Source organism: Mesorhizobium sp. CCNWLY176 (assembly GCF_037153935.1).
Classification (GTDB): Bacteria; Pseudomonadota; Alphaproteobacteria; order Rhizobiales; family Rhizobiaceae; genus Mesorhizobium_M; species Mesorhizobium_M zhangyense.
The window spans coordinates 125,287-141,145 of the sequence record NZ_JBBBDZ010000002.1; the positions used below are offsets into that span (position 1 = coordinate 125,287).

A 15,859-nucleotide genomic window follows, 5' to 3' on the forward strand; every position below is an offset into this window, starting at 1 on the left:
TCCGACGGGATTTCGGCGTCCTTTGCGCCGAAAGTGGGCTTGTTTGTTCATCGGAGCAGCCCTTCATCCACCTGCCGAGGTTTTCTGCCCGTAAACGGCAGGGCAATCGCGTATGAAGGACCCCCACCCCTAACCCCTCCCCACAAGGGGGAGGGGGATCCCTATGGCATTCACACAGGGTGCCAATCATTGACGGTTTCAAGTGGCGTGGCAGCAGCAAAGTTCCCCTCCCCCTTGTGGGGAGGGGTTAGGGGTGGGGGTTATCATAGAGCGCCATTCACCGCGATTGCCCTGCGCGATAGCCCTGCCTCATGCGGCGAAAAGGCGGCAGCTCCAGCGCCGACGCTCCCCTCTCCCGGACTCCGCCCATGCGTATCCTGATCGTCACCGACGCCTGGCATCCGCAGATCAACGGCGTCGTGCGCACGCTGGAGCGGGTTTGCGAAGGGCTGCGCGCGCGCGGCTGCACGGTGGAGATGCTGATGCCGCAGGGTTTTTCAACCATTCCCCTGCCCTCCTACGCTGACATACGATTGGCACTTGCCACGCCGGGCCAGATCGCCCGGCGCATCGAGCAGGCGAGGCCCGATCATATCCATATCGCCACCGAAGGCCCGCTGGGCATTCTCGCCCGCCGATACTGCGTGAAGCGCGACCTGTCCTTCACCACCAGCTATCACACGCGCTTTCCCGAATATCTCAGCGCCCGCGCGCCGATCCCGGAAAGCTGGAGCTATGCCTGGCTGCGCCGCTTCCACAATGCCGGCTCCGGCACGCTGGTCGCCACGCCGTCGCTTGCCGGCGAGCTGGCCGGGCGCGGCTTCACCAATGTGCGGCCATGGACGCGCGGCGTCGACACGACCATGTTCCGCCCCGATCGCCGGCGCAAGACTGCGCGCCCCGGTCCGGTTTTCCTGTCGGTCGGGCGCGTGGCGGTCGAAAAGAACCTGCCGGCCTTCCTCGATCTCGACCTGCCCGGCAGCAAGGTCGTCGTCGGCGATGGCCCAGCGCTGGAGCGGTTCCGCGAGGTCTATCCCGATGTCACCTTCCTCGGCGTGAAAACCGGCGATGAACTCGCCGATATCTACGCCAGCGCTGATGTCTTCGTTTTCCCGAGCCGCACCGACACATTCGGCATCGTGCTTCTGGAAGCGCTGGCCAGCGGCGTGCCGGTCGCGGCCTTTCCGGTCACCGGTCCACGTGATGTGCTGGCCGACGGCGTCGGCGGTGTGCTTTCGGAAGATCTGCGCCAGGCCTCGCTTGCAGCGCTCGACGTCAGCCGCACCGATGCGCGCGCCAAGGCGATGCAATATAGCTGGTCGGCCTGTGCCGATCTGTTCCTCCAGCATGCGCAGGCGGCCCATCGCGAAGAGCCTCGTCTCGCCCTGCCGCAGCCTGCCGCTTGACCTCGCCCGCGATTTGTGGCGGAACAATCTCAAACAAGCTTTGAGCACGCACTATGATGAACCGTTTCGAGGGCCCCGGCGCAAGGGAAGCCCGCATCCGCTATTTCGATGGTGATTTCCAGGTCACCAGCCCCGGCGCGTTCGTGCGCTGCGCGGTCACCAGTGAATCGATCCCGCTGGACGAACTGAAATACTGGAGCGTCGCGCGCCAGGAGCCCTATGTGAACGCCTCGGTATCGCTCGCCCGCGAGATCGAATCCAATCCGGAATTACGCGTCAGGCGCTAATTACCAGATCGTCGCCGACGCCAGGCTTCCAGCGTTTCCTCGATGATCCGCGCCGGCACCTGCGGCAGTTCGAACACCGCATCGATCTCCAGAACATTGAGCTGATCGACAAAATCCTGGGGGGCCGCGCCGTGACGCAGCCTGGCTGCATCCTTGGCTGTCGTCATCATCTCCAGCTGCCCGGCCCGTGCCGTGGCGTGCAGCTCGGCCAGTTCGTCGTCGGCAAAGACGTGATGATCCGGGAAGGAACGCGACAGCGCCACGGTGCCGCCGGCTTTCACGATCGTGTCGAAGAACTTGTCGGGATGACCAATGCCGGCAAATGCGAGAAACCGGCGGCCGGCCAATGCCTCGGCATTGCGTGGGCGCACGGTAGCCTCGAACACCGGCTTGCCGGCGCGTGAGGCCTTGCGCACGATTTCGTCGCCGGCACTGCCTTCGCCCATCTTCAGCACCGCATCGGCAAAGCGAAGCTGCTCGAGCAGAGGCGCGCGCAGCGGTCCGCCGGGGATGACATGGCCGTTGCCGATGCCGTAGCGCGCATCGACCACTACCAGCGCGTAGTCGATATGGATGCGCGCGCTCTGGAAGCCGTCATCCATGATGAGGAAATCGCAACCCTGTTCCAGCAGCAGCTTGGCGCCGGCGGGCCGATTGGGGGTTACGGCCACGGACGCATGCTCGGCCAGAAGCAACGGCTCATCGCCGACATGCTTTGCGCTGTCGTGATGCACATCGACGACATGCGGCTGCGAAAAGCCGCCGCCATGACCGCGCGACAGGATGCCGGGCGTGAGGTTCATCGCTCGCGCCTGCTTTGCGAGCGCGATTGCCACCGGCGTCTTGCCGGTTCCGCCGACGGTGAAGTTGCCGATGCAAAGCACGGGCAGATCGACCGTCTCACGCTTCGCGCTCGCCATGCGGCGCGCGGCCACCATTCCGTAGAGCGTGGAAAGCGGCGACAGCGCATAAGCCCGCCAGTCGGGCCGCTCCCACCAGAAAGGAGGCGCCTCGCTCGCCACCGCTACCGTCCGCCCGATCCCTTGAGCCGCGATTTGACGACAAGCGGCTGGATGTAAGGCTCAAGCGCCCGCAGGGTCTTGGCCAATGCACCGCGCATCTCGTCCACCGTCACCACGCCGGCCGCCATCATGTCGTGGCGCGCGACCTCGTTCACCAGCAGGAAGTTGACGGCACCCGCAAGCATGTCGCGGTCGCGCACCAGCTTGGCTCCGCCGCGATCGATCAGGCGCTGATAGGTTTCGCGGAAATTCTGGACGTTGCGGCCGGCAAGCACGGCCGTCTCCAGCATGGCCGGCTCGAGCGGGTTCTGCCCGCCCTCGGAGGTCAGGGAACGGCCGACGAATGCGATCTCCGTCAGGCGCAGGTAAAGCCCCATCTCGCCGATCGTGTCGCCGAGCAGGATGTCGGTCTCGGCGGTAATCTTGTCGCCGGTGCTGCGCCGCGCGACCGAAAGCCCGAGTGCTGTAAACTCCTCGGCAAGTGCGGCCGCCCGGTCGGGGTGACGCGGCACGATGATGGTGAGCAGGCCAGGGTGGCGCTTGTGCAGCATGGTATGGACTTCGGCTGCAACCGCCTCTTCGCCGTCATGCGTCGAAATCGCCGCCCATGTCTTGCGCTTGCCGATCTGGCGCTGAAGCGCGTTGAGCACCTTCTCGTCGACCGGTGGCGGCGCGGTGTCGACCTTCAGGTTGCCGGAAACGCTGACCGGGCGCGCGCCGAGTGCCGCGAAGCGCTGGCCGTCGACATCGGATTGGGCAACCACATGGGCGAGGTTCTCGAACAGCGCTTCGGCGATGAAGGGCCGTTTCTTCCAGTTCTTGAAGGAACGATCGGACAGGCGGCCGTTGACCAGGACCTGAGGCACGCGGCGCCGGCCCAGTTCCAGGATCGTCATCGGCCATATCTCAGATTCGGCGATGATGGCGAGGTCAGGTTGCCAATGATCGAGAAAACGGCTCACCGCCGGCTTCATATCAAGCGGCACATATTGATGAATGACGCGCCCGCCGAGCCGCTCGTCGGCGACCTGTGCGGAGGTCACGGTGCCCGTCGTCAGCACGATGTTGATGCCGTAGCCGAGTATGCTTTCCACCAGCGGCACAACCGCGATCGTCTCGCCCACGCTCGCGGCATGAACCCAGATCAGCGGGCCCTCCGGCCTCGGCTGGCTTGCCCGGCCGTAGCGCTCGCGCCGCCTTGCATGATCCTCCTTGCCGCGGCTAGAGCGCCAGGCGACATAGGCGCCCATCACCGGAAACGCGACCGAGCCGGCAAAACGGTAACCCGAAAGCAGCCTGCGCGCCCAGCGTTCGCTCATAAGCGGCCACCGTCGGCGATAAGATAGGCTTGCGCCGTCGCGCGGTTTAGCGACGCGGTCAGTTCCTGGCGCTTGAATTCCATCATCGCCTCGCTGGCGCCCGCCGGCACATGGACCGGCTCGCCGACGATGACCCCGCAGCGGCCGAAAGGCAGGTTGATGGTGGTCTTGTCCCAGCTTCGCTCCAGCACCTTGCGGCGGCTGGTGGTGACGGCCAGCGGAACGACGGGGCGGCCCGAAAGGCGTGCCAGCGTGATGATGCCGAGACCGGCTTCACGCGGTGTTCCGTGCGGAATGTCTGCAATCATGGCGACGTTCTTGCCGGCATCGAGCGCCTTTTTGAGGACGATCAATGCGCGTGCGCCACCCTTTTCCGCATGGCGCTTGTCTTCGCGGCCGCCGGACCCCCGCACGGCTTCGAAGCCGAATTTTTCCAGCACCAGCGCATTGAGTTCGGCATCGGCGCTACGCGACACCATGGCGAGCATCTTCTGCCGCCTCGGCAACATCACCGGCGCAAGAAGATGCTGGCCGTGCCAGAGCGCGATGATGGCCGGGGTCAATTCGGCCTGAGCCTCCTTGACGTTAGTCGATCCCTTGGCGAGCGGATTGGTAAGGCGCACGAAGCGCAACCCGGAGGCAAGAAGGCTCGCAATCAGGCCCTTGGCGAAACTCGACTGCGCCAGCGGCTTTCGGATCTTGCGCCAGAAACCCTTCGCGCCGCCCGGTTTGCGTTTCTTCGGGGCCGTGGCCTGAACGACCGGCGACGCCACTCGTCTTTCGTCCATCAGCTCTGACCGGTCGCCTTGGCTTCCGGATCAAGCAGCCGGTGCAGGTGAACCACGAAATAGCGCATATGCGCGTTGTCGACGCTCGCCTGGGCTTTCGCCTTCCAGGCCGTATGCGCGGACTGGTAGTCGGGGAACACGCCGACAATGTCGAGCGCGTCCAGGTCGCGGAATTCGGTGGAGCCGAGCTTCGTCAGCTCACCACCGAAAACCAGATGCAAAAGCTGCTTTTTTCCGTCTTCCTCGGACATGGGAATTCCTGAATCGTGATTGGCAAAGCTGCCATTGTCTAGATGAAAACGGATTGTTTTGAAACCGCCTCGACGCGCTTTCAGCGCCCGGCACCCGCTATTACCCCGGCAATGGCGGCGAGAAGATGGCCGCTGCCCGCAACCAGCGCGCCATGCGCGGTGACCGCGCCGGCATAAGAGGGCGGATTGCCTGCCGCATCCACGAGCTTTCCGCCCGCCTCGCGCAGGATCAGGTCGGCAGCGGCAATGTCCCAATCATGCGAGTTGGGTTTGACGAATGTGGCATCGAGCGATCCTTCCGCAATCAGCGCCAGGCGATAGGCAAGCGAGGGAACATGCGCGACGCGATGCGCCCGCTGCAGCCATTCCTCAGGCATGAGATCAAAAAAAGGCTTCGGGCCGCCGATCTCGATTTCATCGCCAATTTCGCGAACGCGTATCGGCGCGCCGTTCTTGCGCGCGCCCTCTCCCGGTATTGCGGAAAAGATTTCGCGCCGCGCCGGGCAATCGAGAACGCCGGCTACCGGCTGTCCCGCTTCGACGACCGCGACGCTGACGCACCATGCGTCCAGCCCGTCGATGAAGCCGCGCGTGCCGTCGATGGGATCGACGACGAAGGTGCGCCGCGCAGTCAGGCGTGCATCGGTGTCGGCGGTTTCTTCCGACAGCCAGCCATAATCGGGCCGCGCCGCCGTCAGCGTCTCGCGCAAGAATTTGTCAACGGCATAGTCTGCCTCGCTGACTGGCGATTGCCCGGTCTTCATCCAGACTTCCGGGCTTTTCCTGAAGTAGCGCATCGCGATTTCGCCGGCCTCGCGTGCAGCAGCCAGCAGCAGCGACAGATCTTCGGCGGCGGTCGATATGCTGGCTGTCTCAGCTTCCGGCAAGCGTCATTCCTTCGATGAGTAGCGTCGGCGCGGCCGTGCCGAAATTGCGGTCGATATCGCTCGCGGGGACCATGTTGAGGAACATATCCCTAAGGTTCGACGCAATGGTGACTTCCGATACGGGATAGGCAAGCTCGCCGTTCTCGATCCAGAAGCCGGAGGCTCCACGGCTGTATTCGCCGGTGATCATGTTGACGCCCTGGCCGAACACTTCGGTGACGTAGAAGCCGCTCTTCAGCGACCTGATGAGGTCTTCGGGCGAGCGGTCGCCGGGCTCAATGGACAGGTTGGTCGAGGTCGGCGAGACGGACGAGCCGCTGCGCGCGCCGCGACCGTTCGTCTGCAGGCCAAGTTCCTTGGCGGCAGAGGTCGAGAGGAACCAGTGGTTCAAGATGCCCTTGTCGACCATCACCAGTTTCTCGCCTTCGATCCCTTCACCGTCGAAGGGCCGCGAGGCCGGACCGCGCCGGCGCAGCGGCTCGTCGATGACGGTGATGATGCCGTTTGCCACCTGCTTGCCCATCATGTCGCGCAGGAAGCTGGTCTTGCGCGCCACCGAAGCGCCGTTGATGGCGCCGGCGAGATGGCTGGCGATGCCGCGCGACACGCGCGGGTCGAACACCACATCGACCGGACCGGTCTTGGCCTTGCGTGCATTGAGCCGACGCACGGCCCGCTCGCCGGCGGAGCGGCCAATCGCGTCAGGCGCATCCAGATCGGCGAAATGCTGGCGCGAGGAGAAATCATAGTCGCGCTCCATGCCCGTGCCCTCGCCCGCGATCACGCTGGCCGAGCGCGAAAACCGCGTGCCGACGTAGTGGCCGAGAAAGCCGTGCGAAGTGGCAAGCACCATGCCGCCGAGACCGGCGCTTGCGCCGCTGCCACCCGAATTGGTGACGCCGGGAACCGCGAGAGCCGCTTCCTCGGCTGCCAGCGCATCGGCCTTGAGCTGCTCGGCGGAAACGACCGTGTTGTCGTAGAGATCGAGGTCGCGAACGGTTTTTGCCAGCAACGCAGGATCGGCCAGACCCTGATAAGGATCCTCCGGCGAAACCTTCGCCATGGCGACGGCGCGCTCGGCCAATTGATTCGGATCGGATGCTGCAGTCGCCGAGACACTGGCGACGCGCTGGCCGACGAAGACGCGCAGCGACACATCCTCGCTCTCAGACGCCTCGGTGGCTTCAACCTTGCCGAGACGCACCGAAACACCTGCCGAGCGGCCACGAACAGCAACGGCATCGGCCGCATCCGCACCGGCCCTCTTTGCCGCTTCGACGAGAGCCGCGACGCGATCGGTCAGCTTTCCGGCGTCTTTGACGGCATCAAGGGTGTCATTCATGCGGATTTTCCCAAATCAGTTGGTTCGCAGGCTTGCTGCACCATCTATTGTTCCCATCCCGCTTGTGCAATGGGCGTGGTCCAGCAGAAAGACCGAGGCCGAACCAATTCCTTTGGAAACAGCTAGGCTCTAGTCTAGGAGTCGACCACCATAGCGCCAATAGCAACCGGGCATATCGCCTCACGTATAGTATCGGACTGCAGACATGACGCCTTTCCACCTCGCATTCCCCGTCCGCGACCTCGAGGAAACCCGCGCTTTCTACCGTGACGTCCTCGGCTGCGCGATTGGGCGCTCGTCCGACACCTGGGTCGATTTCGATCTTTTCGGCCATCAGATGTCGGCGCATCTGCGGCCCGAGACGGCCTCTGCAGCCAATGACGGAAAGGTCGGCGACAAGCTGGTGCCGATCCCGCATTTCGGCGCCGTCCTGCTGATGGACGACTGGCAGGCGCTCGCCAATCGCCTCGAAGCCCATGACGGCATCGACTGGCTGGAGCGGCCGATGATCCGTTTTGCCGGCGAGCCCGGCGAACAGGCGACGCTGTTCATCCGCGATCCTTCGGGCAATGCGCTTGAATTCAAGGGGTTCCGGTCGCTCGAGCAAGTCTTCGCGCACTGATCGCCGATCCGAGGCAGAACCGCATGAGCGAGAAACCGCAGCCGGGATCGCCGGCCAAATTCACCACCGGCTCGACCATGCGCCATGTCATCACGATGACAGCGACGGGATCGGTGGGTCTAATTGCGGTTTTCGTCGTTGACGCGCTGAACCTCTTCTACATTTCGCTGCTTGGCGTTCAGGAACTGGCGGCGGCGATCGGCTTTGCCTCGACGCTGCTGTTCTTCACGGTTTCGATCGCCATCGGCCTGACGATCGCCTGCGGCGCACTGGTTTCGCGTGCGCTCGGGCGCGGCAGCCGGGAGGATGCGGCCCGCATGGGCGGGGCCTCGATGGTGTTCATGGGCATTACGACGGTTCTGCTCAGCATCGCCGTCTTTCCCTTCCTGCGTGACCTGACGGCCATGCTCGGCGCGACCGGCAACACGCTGGATCTTTCGACGCGCTTTTTGCAGATGGTGCTGTTTTCGACACCGCTGCTGGCGCTCGGCATGTGCACCACCGGCATCTTGCGCGGTGTCGGAGACGCCAAGCGTGCAATGTATGTGACGCTCGCCGCCGCCATTGCCGCCGCGATCTTCGACCCCATACTCATTTTCGGCCTTGGCCTCGACATCGATGGCGCAGCGATCTCCACCATTCTGTCGCGCGTCGTCATGCTGGCCGTCGGCATCCATGGCGCGCATCGCGTCCACCGGCTTATCAGGCTGCCTGACCGCGAAAGGCTCGCGGCCGCGTTCCGCCCCTTCTTCGCCATCGGGCTGCCCGCCGTGCTGACGCAGATCGCAACCCCGGTCGGCAATGCCTTCGTCACCACCGAGATTGCCGCCTTCGGCGATCAGGCCGTGGCCGGCTGGGCAATCATCGGGCGCATCGTGCCCGTCGCATTCGGCGTCATCTTTGCGCTTTCGGGCGCGGTCGGGCCGATCCTCGGGCAGAATTTCGGCGCGCGCAGATACGATCGCCTCATGAGCACGATGCGCAACGCACTCTTCTTCACCATCGTCTATGTGCTGACAATGTGGGCGCTGTTGGCGATCTTCGCCCATCCGATCGCTTCGATCTTCGGTGCGACCGGGCTGTCGCGCAAGCTTATCGTGTTCTTCTGCCTGTTCGCCGCCGGCAGCTTCCTGTTCAACGGCGCGATCTTCGTTTCCAGCGCTGCCTTCAACAATCTCGGCTACCCGGCCTACTCCACCGTCTTCAACTGGGGCCGCTCGACGCTCGGTGTGATCCCGTTCGTCTGGGTTGGTGCGCATTTCTACGGTGCCGAAGGCGTCCTCGCCGGTTGGGGCCTGGGCGCCGTGGTCTTCGGTGTCGTTTCGATGCTCGTCTGCTTCCGCGTTGTACACGGCATCGCCGGCCAGCCAATGCCGGACGAAACCATGCCACCGCCGCCGCCTTCGGCGCAGTCGCCGTTTTCGACCGGCAAGGCGGCTACGCTGCAGTGAGAGCCTAGGCTGAGCGGCGGCGCTCGGCGTTGCGCAGGGCCACATCGACCGCGCGCTTGAGTTCGTCCTTGATGGCAGCCGTTTCGCCCATCACCGCGTCGATCTTCAGGAAATCCAGCGCGCGAAACTGGGATACCGGCGGTCGCAGGAAAATCTCCGGCGTACCCTGCTTGACCTTGCTGGCGATGATCGACTGCATCATCAGCTGCGTCGCGCCGAACATCAGGTCGATGGAGTTTGGCCTCTTGCGCCCGCCATCCGTCGGCGTACCGACGACATCGATGGCAATGACGATGTCGGCATCCTTCTCGACCAGATCGAACGGCACCGGATTGTAGATGCCGCCATCGATCAGGATCTTGCCGTCACGCCGAACCGGGCGGAACACCGCCGGAATGGCGGCAGACGCGGCGAGCGCCGAATTCAGCTCGCCCTCATCGAACACCGTCATCTCGTGGCCGAAAAAGTCGGTCGCCGTTACCCGCAACGGGATTTTCAACTCGGCGAATGTCGCGGGAATTTCGGGCGGCAGGAACACCTGCAAAATACGCTCGATGTTGAACTGGCTGACGCGCAGGCCGCCTTCCATCATCTCCGCGAAGGTTCCTGGCCGCGCCCGCCACATGCGTGACGCCACTTCGGAACGCTTGCCCAGCACTAGGCGCGCATAGTCGTGAATGTCGCGGCCGCTCATGCCGGCCGCCATGCCGGCACCCATGATCGCGCCGATCGAGGAGCCGGCAATCGCCACGGGGCTAATGCCGAGTTCGTCCAGCGCCTCGATGACATGGATATGCGCGAGCCCGCGCGCACCGCCGCCACCGAATGCGATGGCGAAGGTCGGGCTCATCACTTGCTTCCCGCCACCAGCGAAGGCCCGACAATCAGTATCGCCGGATCGACCGTCAGCAGTTTCTTCGCTGCCGCCTTGGTGTCTTCCAGCGTCACCGCGTTGATCAATCCGGCTCGTCGATTCATGTAGTCGATGCCGAGATCCTGCAATTGCAGCTCCACCAGCGTACTGGCGATGGCGCTCGACGAATCGAGATTGTTGATGGCGTAGGCGCCGACCAGATACTTCTTCGCCGCGTCCAGTTCCGCCTGCGTCGGCCCGTCGTCGGCCATCTTGCGTATCACGTCGCGGATCAGCGCCAGCGCCTCGGCCGCCTTGTCGGCGCGTGTAGAGGTGCCGATCGTCAAGGCATTGGCGTGCTCGTAATTCACCAGCGACGACGAAATGCCGTAGGTCAGGCCGCGCTTCTCACGCACCTCGTCAAATAGCCGCGAGGTGAACGTGCCACCGCCGAGAATGTGGTTCATCAACACCGCGCCGAAGAAATCCGGTGCCGTGCGCTCGACGCCCGGATAGGCAAGCTGGATCATCGTCTGCGGCAGGTCGTATTCGACGCGGACTTCCTGACCGAGTTTCGGCTGAACATCAGGGATAGGCGTAAGCGTCGGCTTTTCCGGCAGGCTGCCGAAGAGCTTGTCGAGATCAGCCTTCAGCGTATCGGCATCGATCGCGCCGACCACGGAGATTTTCAGCTTTTCCCGGGCGAAGATCGCCTTGTGAAAAGCGCGCAGATCGTCTGCGGTTATGGTTGCAAGCGACTGTTCGTTGCCTTCGTCGCGGCGCGCATAGGGGTGGTCGCCATAAAGCGCCGATGCCCATTTCAACTGTGCCGCGACTTCCGGATCGCGCGCGCCGGAAACGATGCCGGACACGATTTGCGCCCGGATGCGATCGATCGGCGCCTGGTCGAACCGCGGCGCGGTGATTGCCATGCGCAGGAGGTCGAACGCCTCTTCGCGCTGATCGGCAAGCAGCCGCATCGAGCCGTAGATGCTGTCGCGCCTTGCCGTGAAACTCATCTCGGCGCCCGCATCGTCCAGCCGCGACTGGTACGTCTCGCTGTCGAGATCGCCGGCGCCTTCATCGAACAGGCCGGTTATCAGGTTAGCAAGCCCCTCCTTGCCTTTTGGGTCCTGCGTGCTGCCGCCCTCGAAGGCGAAGCGTATCGCAATGATCGGAACCGAATAATCCTCGACGAGCCAGGCCGTAACACCACTGGAGGATTTCACTTCCTGGATGTTCATCGCCGCCCGGGCAGAAACCACGCAGGGCAGGACAAGGAAGAAAAGCGCCATCGCCAGCGTGACGATCGAGGAGATCGCCCGGGCGCGTATGTCGAATGTCGTTCTCATGGTAACCATCCGGATCAATTCGCAGGCGGTGTCTTGGCGGGGGAGGCCTCGGCAGGCCCGGGCTTGCCGGCCTCGCCGTCAGTTGCGCCCACATCGGCCGGTGGGACCTCTTCCGCGGGAAGGGTGCTGGCTGTCTGCGCCGGCAGCAGATAGCCCGTCACCGAAATCTCCGGCTTGAGGTATTTGGCGGCCACAGCACGAACCTGATCGGCTGTCACGGCGCGGATCTTGTCCGGCCATTGCTGTATTTCCTGGACTGTCCCGCCAGTGGTCAGCGCGCTGCCATACATATTGGCCATGCTGGACTGCTTGTCGCGCGCGAAGATCATGGAGCGGACGTAGCGATTCTTGGCCTTATCCAGTTCCGAATCGGTGACGCCCTTGGTGGCGATATTCACGATCTCGGCGTCGACGGCAGCCTCCAGCTTTTCCAGCCCGGTTTCGCCGAGCGGCGAGCCGTAGACGGTGAAGCTGGTGTCGTCCAATGCCGTGCCGTCGAAATAAGCGCCTGCGCTCGAGGCAATGCGCGCCTTGACGACAAGCGCCTGATAAAGTCGGCTCTGCGTGCCGCCACCGAGAATTTCCGACAACAGGTCGAGCGCTTCGGCCTCACCCGGCTGGGCGCGGTTGTAAGACGGCACGACCCATCCCTTGGAGAAGCTCGGGACGCTGACGCGCGCGTCCGTCAGTGTCACGGTGCGCTTCGTGTTCTGCTCCGGCTCGGTCGGGCGTATGCGCGGCGGCAGGTCCGGGCCGCGCGCTACCCGGCCATAGGTCTTTTCGGCCATGGCCCGCACGGTTGCGGCATCGACATCGCCGGCCACGACCAGCACGGCGTTGTTCGGCGCATAATAGCGGTTGTAGAAATCGATGGCCTCGGCGCGGTTCAGCTTCTCCATCTCATGCATCCAACCGATCACGGGAATGCGATAAGGGTGGTTCTGGAACAGCGTCGCCTGAACCTCTTCGCTCAGCAGCGCGTCCGGGCTGCCCTCGATCCGCGAACGACGCTCCTCGAGGATGACGTCGCGCTCGGGCCCGATCACCGCATCGGTGAGAATCAGGTTGCGCATGCGGTCCGACTCGAAACTCATCATGGTTTCGAGCGCGTCAGGCGTCACGGTCTGGAAGAAAGCCGTGTAATCATATGATGTGAAAGCGTTTTCGCTGCCGCCGATCTCGGCGATCCTGGTGCCGAACTCGCCGGCCCGGTGATTGGTCGTGCCCTTGAACATCAGGTGCTCGAAGAAATGGGCAATGCCGGATTTACCGGGCGGTTCGTCGGCGCTGCCGATCTTGTACCAGACCATATGCGTAACGATCGGCGCGCGATGATCGGGTATGACCACCACTTCCATGCCGTTGCCAAGGAAGAAGTTGGAAACCTCCTGGTCGCCCTGGGCGGCTTGCGCGGGGGCTGTCAATGCAGGCGTGGCGGTTACCGTCAGCAACATCAGGGACGCCGCAACGAAGCGTCCTCCCCGCCGTATTGCCCACCCGGCTTCAAAAATCATCAACGGCTCCTCGGCATCACTGCAATTGTCATGAGCGGTATGGCAGCCGCATGACGGCTGGAAAAGTGAATTCTCCGTCATGTGTTCCTGAAAAAGAGGCCGAAGCTAGACGAAGTGCCTGAAAAGATCAGGAAAGTTCGATCAGGCGTATGATGGTTTCGCCATAACTGCGCTCATCGATCACGGAAAACCCGGTTCCCGGATCGAAAGCTGCGGCGGCCGATTCCTCGACCACGCAAAGCGCATCAGGCGCGAGCCAGCCTCCGTCGCGCGCGGATCTAAGCGCTGCTTCGCCGAGACCCTTGCCATAGGGCGGGTCAGCGAAGACGAGGCCGAACGGCTGGACGGTGCCGGCGGGGCCGAGACCGGTCGCATCGCGGCGGAAAATCTTGGTGCGGCCATTCAGATTGAAGGTTTCGACATTGGTGCGGATCAAGCCGCGGCCCTCGGCCGATTCCTCGATGAACATGCAAAACGACGCGCCACGCGACAGTGCCTCAAGCCCAAGCGCGCCGGTGCCGGCAAAGAGATCGAGCACGCGCGCGCCTTCCAGCCGGTCGGAAAACCGGTGCGCAAGCACATTGAACAGCGCTTCGCGAGTGCGGTCCGTGGTCGGGCGTATGGCGTTGGTTCGCGGCGTGGCCAGCGGCCGGCCGCGAAGCTCGCCGCCGACAATGCGCATCAGCCGCGATCCTTGCGCGGGCCGCGCGGCCTATCACCTCCGCCTCGCGGTCCCTTGCCGCCCTCGTCGCCTTCACGGCGCGGCTTGCCGAAACCGGACTTTCCGCCACCCGGCTTGTCGAAGAACGGCTTGCCGTGATGCTGCGCCTTGCTGGCTTTACGTGCATCCACTTCAGCCTTTTCGGCTGCTGCCCTGCCCTTGCCGATCGGCCTGGCGCCCGGCGCCATCCAGACATTGGCCTTGCGGACACCCGGCGGCTCGATCGGACGCGATTCGCGCTCGGACTTGCCGCCACGTGCGGGCTTGGGTCCACGCGCGGGCCTGTCGCCGAAATCGGGCTTGGGTCCGCGAGCCGGCTTGTCGCCAAAATCGGATTTAGGGCCGCGATCACTCTTGAAGCCGCGATCGGGCTTGGTCTGCAAGCGGCCGAGCACGTCTTCGCGATGGCGCTCATTGTCGCGCTTGCGGTTCTTGATCAGTCCGCCTTCGCCGATATGCACCGGACGCGCCTGACGTGGCGCCGGCGCGGCTGCCGGAACCGGCTTCTCGAATGAGCGCCGCACCGGCTTGTTGGAGAAGGGCTTTACGATATCGGCGTCGAAATTCGCGCCCGATTCCTCGATCAGCCGTTCGCCGAGCTGGTCGCGCAGCGTGCGTCCGGCCATCTCCTGGACATGGCCTTCCGGCAGTTCGCCAAGCTGGAACGGCCCGTAGGAAATGCGGATCAGCCGTGTCACGTCGAGCCCGAGCGCGCCGAGGATGTTCTTCACCTCGCGGTTCTTGCCTTCGCGCAGGCCGATCGTCAGCCAAGCATTGGTGCCCTGCTCGCGGTCCAGCGAAGCTTCGATCGCGCCGTAGAAAACACCGTCGACCGCGATGCCGTCCTTGAGACCGGCAAGCTGCTTCTCGTCGACCTTGCCATGCACACGCACGCGGTAACGCCGCAGCCAGCCGGTCGCCGGCAGTTCCAGCACGCGCGACAGGCCGCCATCATTGGTGAGCAGCAGCAGGCCTTCGGTGTTGATGTCGAGGCGGCCGATGGTCATCAGGCGCGGCAGTTCGGCCGGCAGGAGGTCGAACACAGTCTTGCGGCCTTCCGGGTCGCGATTGGTCGTGACGACGCCGGACGGCTTGTGGAACAGGAACATCCGCGTGCGCTCGATCGGCGGAATGGTCTCGCCGTCGAGCTCGATCGTATCGCTCGCCATCACGTTGATGGCCGGCGAAGCCAGAATCTTGCCGTTGACCTTGACGCGGCCAGCCGCGATCAGTTCCTCGGCGTCGCGGCGCGAAGCAATGCCGACGCGGGCCAGCCGCTTGGCGATGCGCTCGCCTTCCTCCGCTTCCTCGCGCGGCCGCGCAAACGGCTTGCGCTCGCCGTCCGGCTTGAAGCCTTCGGGCCGTGGGCGTTTTTCGAAACCGCCTTCACGCGCACCTTGCGGCCGGTCGAAACGCCGCGCCGGGCGCTCGCCGCCGGCGTCGCCTTCCCGGTCGGGCCGGCGGACGAATGGCTTTCCTTCGGGCCGGGGACCAGCGCGGAAAGGTTTGTCGCTGCGTTCAGGCCGCGCCGCGCCATCGCGTGGACGGTCGTCGCGTTTGAAATCGCGCTTGGGACGCTCTGCGCCGGCTGCCGCATCGTCGCGGCGCTCGGCGTAGGGCTTGGCCGCACCGTCGCGCTTTTCGAATGGCTTGCCGCCCTCGAAGCGCGGCTTTGCCGCGAAATCGGACTTGCCCTCGGGCCGAGGCCCCTTGCGGAACGGCGCGCCGCTGCGCTCGGCTTTCGCCTCGCCACCTTCACGCGGGCGGTCGTCACGCTTGAAATCGCGCTTGGGGCGCTCTGCGCCTGCTGTCGCATCGTCGCGGCGCTTGGCATAGGGTGGCTTGGCCGCGCCATCGCGCTTCACGAACGGCTTGCCGCCCTCGAAACGCGGCTTTGCAGCGAAATCGGGTTTGACGCCCTTGCGCGGTCCGCCTCTACGCGGGAATTTTTTTCGATCGTCGTCCATGTGGCCTTTGCCTTTCAGGGGCGGAAATTACCGTATTTGATGGAAGGGTTCGGAATGATCCGGAATGATATAGAGCG

Annotated in this window: 15 protein-coding genes; 4 read left to right on the top strand and 11 right to left on the bottom strand. The window is 64.2% G+C overall.

Going from position 1 to position 15,859, the window contains the following annotated elements; all coding sequences use genetic code 11:
- The first annotated feature begins 368 nt into the window (after positions 1 to 368).
- Positions 369 to 1,406 (top strand): glycosyltransferase family 4 protein, encoded by a 1,038-nt coding sequence (locus tag WBQ96_RS03425; protein ID WP_336547419.1) that lies wholly within the window; start codon positions 369 to 371, stop codon positions 1,404 to 1,406.
- 53 nt (positions 1,407 to 1,459) lie between these two features.
- Positions 1,460 to 1,693 (top strand): DUF2093 domain-containing protein, encoded by a 234-nt coding sequence (locus tag WBQ96_RS03430; RefSeq protein ID WP_336547421.1) that lies wholly within the window; start codon positions 1,460 to 1,462, stop codon positions 1,691 to 1,693.
- Here the strand turns inward: WBQ96_RS03430 and lpxK are convergent.
- From lpxK to WBQ96_RS03460, 6 genes are all read right to left on the bottom strand, one after another.
- On the bottom strand, positions 1,690 to 2,715 hold the full coding sequence (lpxK, locus tag WBQ96_RS03435; protein WP_336547423.1) for a tetraacyldisaccharide 4'-kinase: 1,026 nt from the start codon (positions 2,713 to 2,715) through the stop codon (positions 1,690 to 1,692). The genes WBQ96_RS03430 and lpxK overlap by 4 nt on opposite strands.
- Positions 2,716 to 2,717: 2 nt before the next feature.
- Positions 2,718 to 4,034, bottom strand: a complete 1,317-nt coding sequence (gene waaA / locus WBQ96_RS03440) for a lipid IV(A) 3-deoxy-D-manno-octulosonic acid transferase (protein ID WP_336547425.1) — start codon at positions 4,032 to 4,034, stop codon at positions 2,718 to 2,720.
- A complete protein-coding gene (locus WBQ96_RS03445) occupies positions 4,031 to 4,822 on the bottom strand; it encodes a lysophospholipid acyltransferase family protein (RefSeq protein WP_336547427.1) in 792 nt (263 codons plus the stop codon). The genes waaA and WBQ96_RS03445 overlap by 4 nt, the downstream gene beginning before the upstream one ends.
- Positions 4,822 to 5,073, bottom strand: a complete 252-nt coding sequence (locus tag WBQ96_RS03450) for a DUF4170 domain-containing protein (RefSeq protein ID WP_165119788.1) — start codon at positions 5,071 to 5,073, stop codon at positions 4,822 to 4,824. Before WBQ96_RS03450 ends, WBQ96_RS03445 begins: the two co-directional genes overlap by 1 nt.
- Before the next feature lie 80 nt (positions 5,074 to 5,153).
- Positions 5,154 to 5,960, bottom strand: coding sequence for a 3'(2'),5'-bisphosphate nucleotidase CysQ (locus WBQ96_RS03455; protein ID WP_336547430.1), 807 nt, complete (start codon positions 5,958 to 5,960; stop codon positions 5,154 to 5,156).
- The gene (locus WBQ96_RS03460; RefSeq protein WP_336547432.1) at positions 5,947 to 7,302 is read right to left on the bottom strand and encodes a TldD/PmbA family protein; all 1,356 of its coding nucleotides are present in this window, start codon (positions 7,300 to 7,302) and stop codon (positions 5,947 to 5,949) included. The genes WBQ96_RS03455 and WBQ96_RS03460 overlap by 14 nt, the downstream gene beginning before the upstream one ends.
- 205 nt (positions 7,303 to 7,507) lie before the next feature.
- Between WBQ96_RS03460 and WBQ96_RS03465 the strand changes: the two genes are divergently transcribed.
- Both WBQ96_RS03465 and WBQ96_RS03470 read left to right on the top strand, forming a co-directional pair.
- Complete coding sequence (locus WBQ96_RS03465) at positions 7,508 to 7,924, top strand: VOC family protein (RefSeq protein WP_336547434.1); 417 nt, start codon at positions 7,508 to 7,510, stop codon at positions 7,922 to 7,924.
- Between the two features lie 23 nt (positions 7,925 to 7,947).
- A complete protein-coding gene (locus WBQ96_RS03470; protein ID WP_336547435.1) occupies positions 7,948 to 9,375 on the top strand; it encodes an MATE family efflux transporter in 1,428 nt (475 codons plus the stop codon).
- A gap of 4 nt (positions 9,376 to 9,379) precedes the next feature.
- Here the strand turns inward: WBQ96_RS03470 and WBQ96_RS03475 are convergent, their stop codons facing one another.
- From WBQ96_RS03475 to WBQ96_RS03495, 5 genes are all read right to left on the bottom strand, one after another.
- Positions 9,380 to 10,225: a patatin-like phospholipase family protein gene (locus WBQ96_RS03475; protein ID WP_336547436.1), complete on the bottom strand. Its 846-nt coding sequence runs from the start codon at positions 10,223 to 10,225 to the stop codon at positions 9,380 to 9,382.
- Positions 10,225 to 11,580, bottom strand: a complete 1,356-nt coding sequence (locus WBQ96_RS03480) for a M16 family metallopeptidase (protein ID WP_336547438.1) — start codon at positions 11,578 to 11,580, stop codon at positions 10,225 to 10,227. The genes WBQ96_RS03475 and WBQ96_RS03480 overlap by 1 nt, the downstream gene beginning before the upstream one ends.
- A 14-nt stretch (positions 11,581 to 11,594) precedes the next feature.
- Positions 11,595 to 13,034 carry a M16 family metallopeptidase gene (locus WBQ96_RS03485; RefSeq protein WP_336547440.1) on the bottom strand — a complete coding sequence of 480 codons (1,440 nt, stop codon included), beginning with the start codon at positions 13,032 to 13,034 and terminating at the stop codon, positions 11,595 to 11,597.
- 187 nt (positions 13,035 to 13,221) lie between these two features.
- Positions 13,222 to 13,776 (bottom strand): 16S rRNA (guanine(966)-N(2))-methyltransferase RsmD, encoded by a 555-nt coding sequence (gene rsmD, locus WBQ96_RS03490; protein WP_165119774.1) that lies wholly within the window; start codon positions 13,774 to 13,776, stop codon positions 13,222 to 13,224.
- Positions 13,776 to 15,782 carry a pseudouridine synthase gene (locus tag WBQ96_RS03495; protein WP_336547443.1) on the bottom strand — a complete coding sequence of 669 codons (2,007 nt, stop codon included), beginning with the start codon at positions 15,780 to 15,782 and terminating at the stop codon, positions 13,776 to 13,778. Before WBQ96_RS03495 ends, rsmD begins: the two co-directional genes overlap by 1 nt.
- Between the last annotated feature and the right edge of the window lie 77 nt (positions 15,783 to 15,859).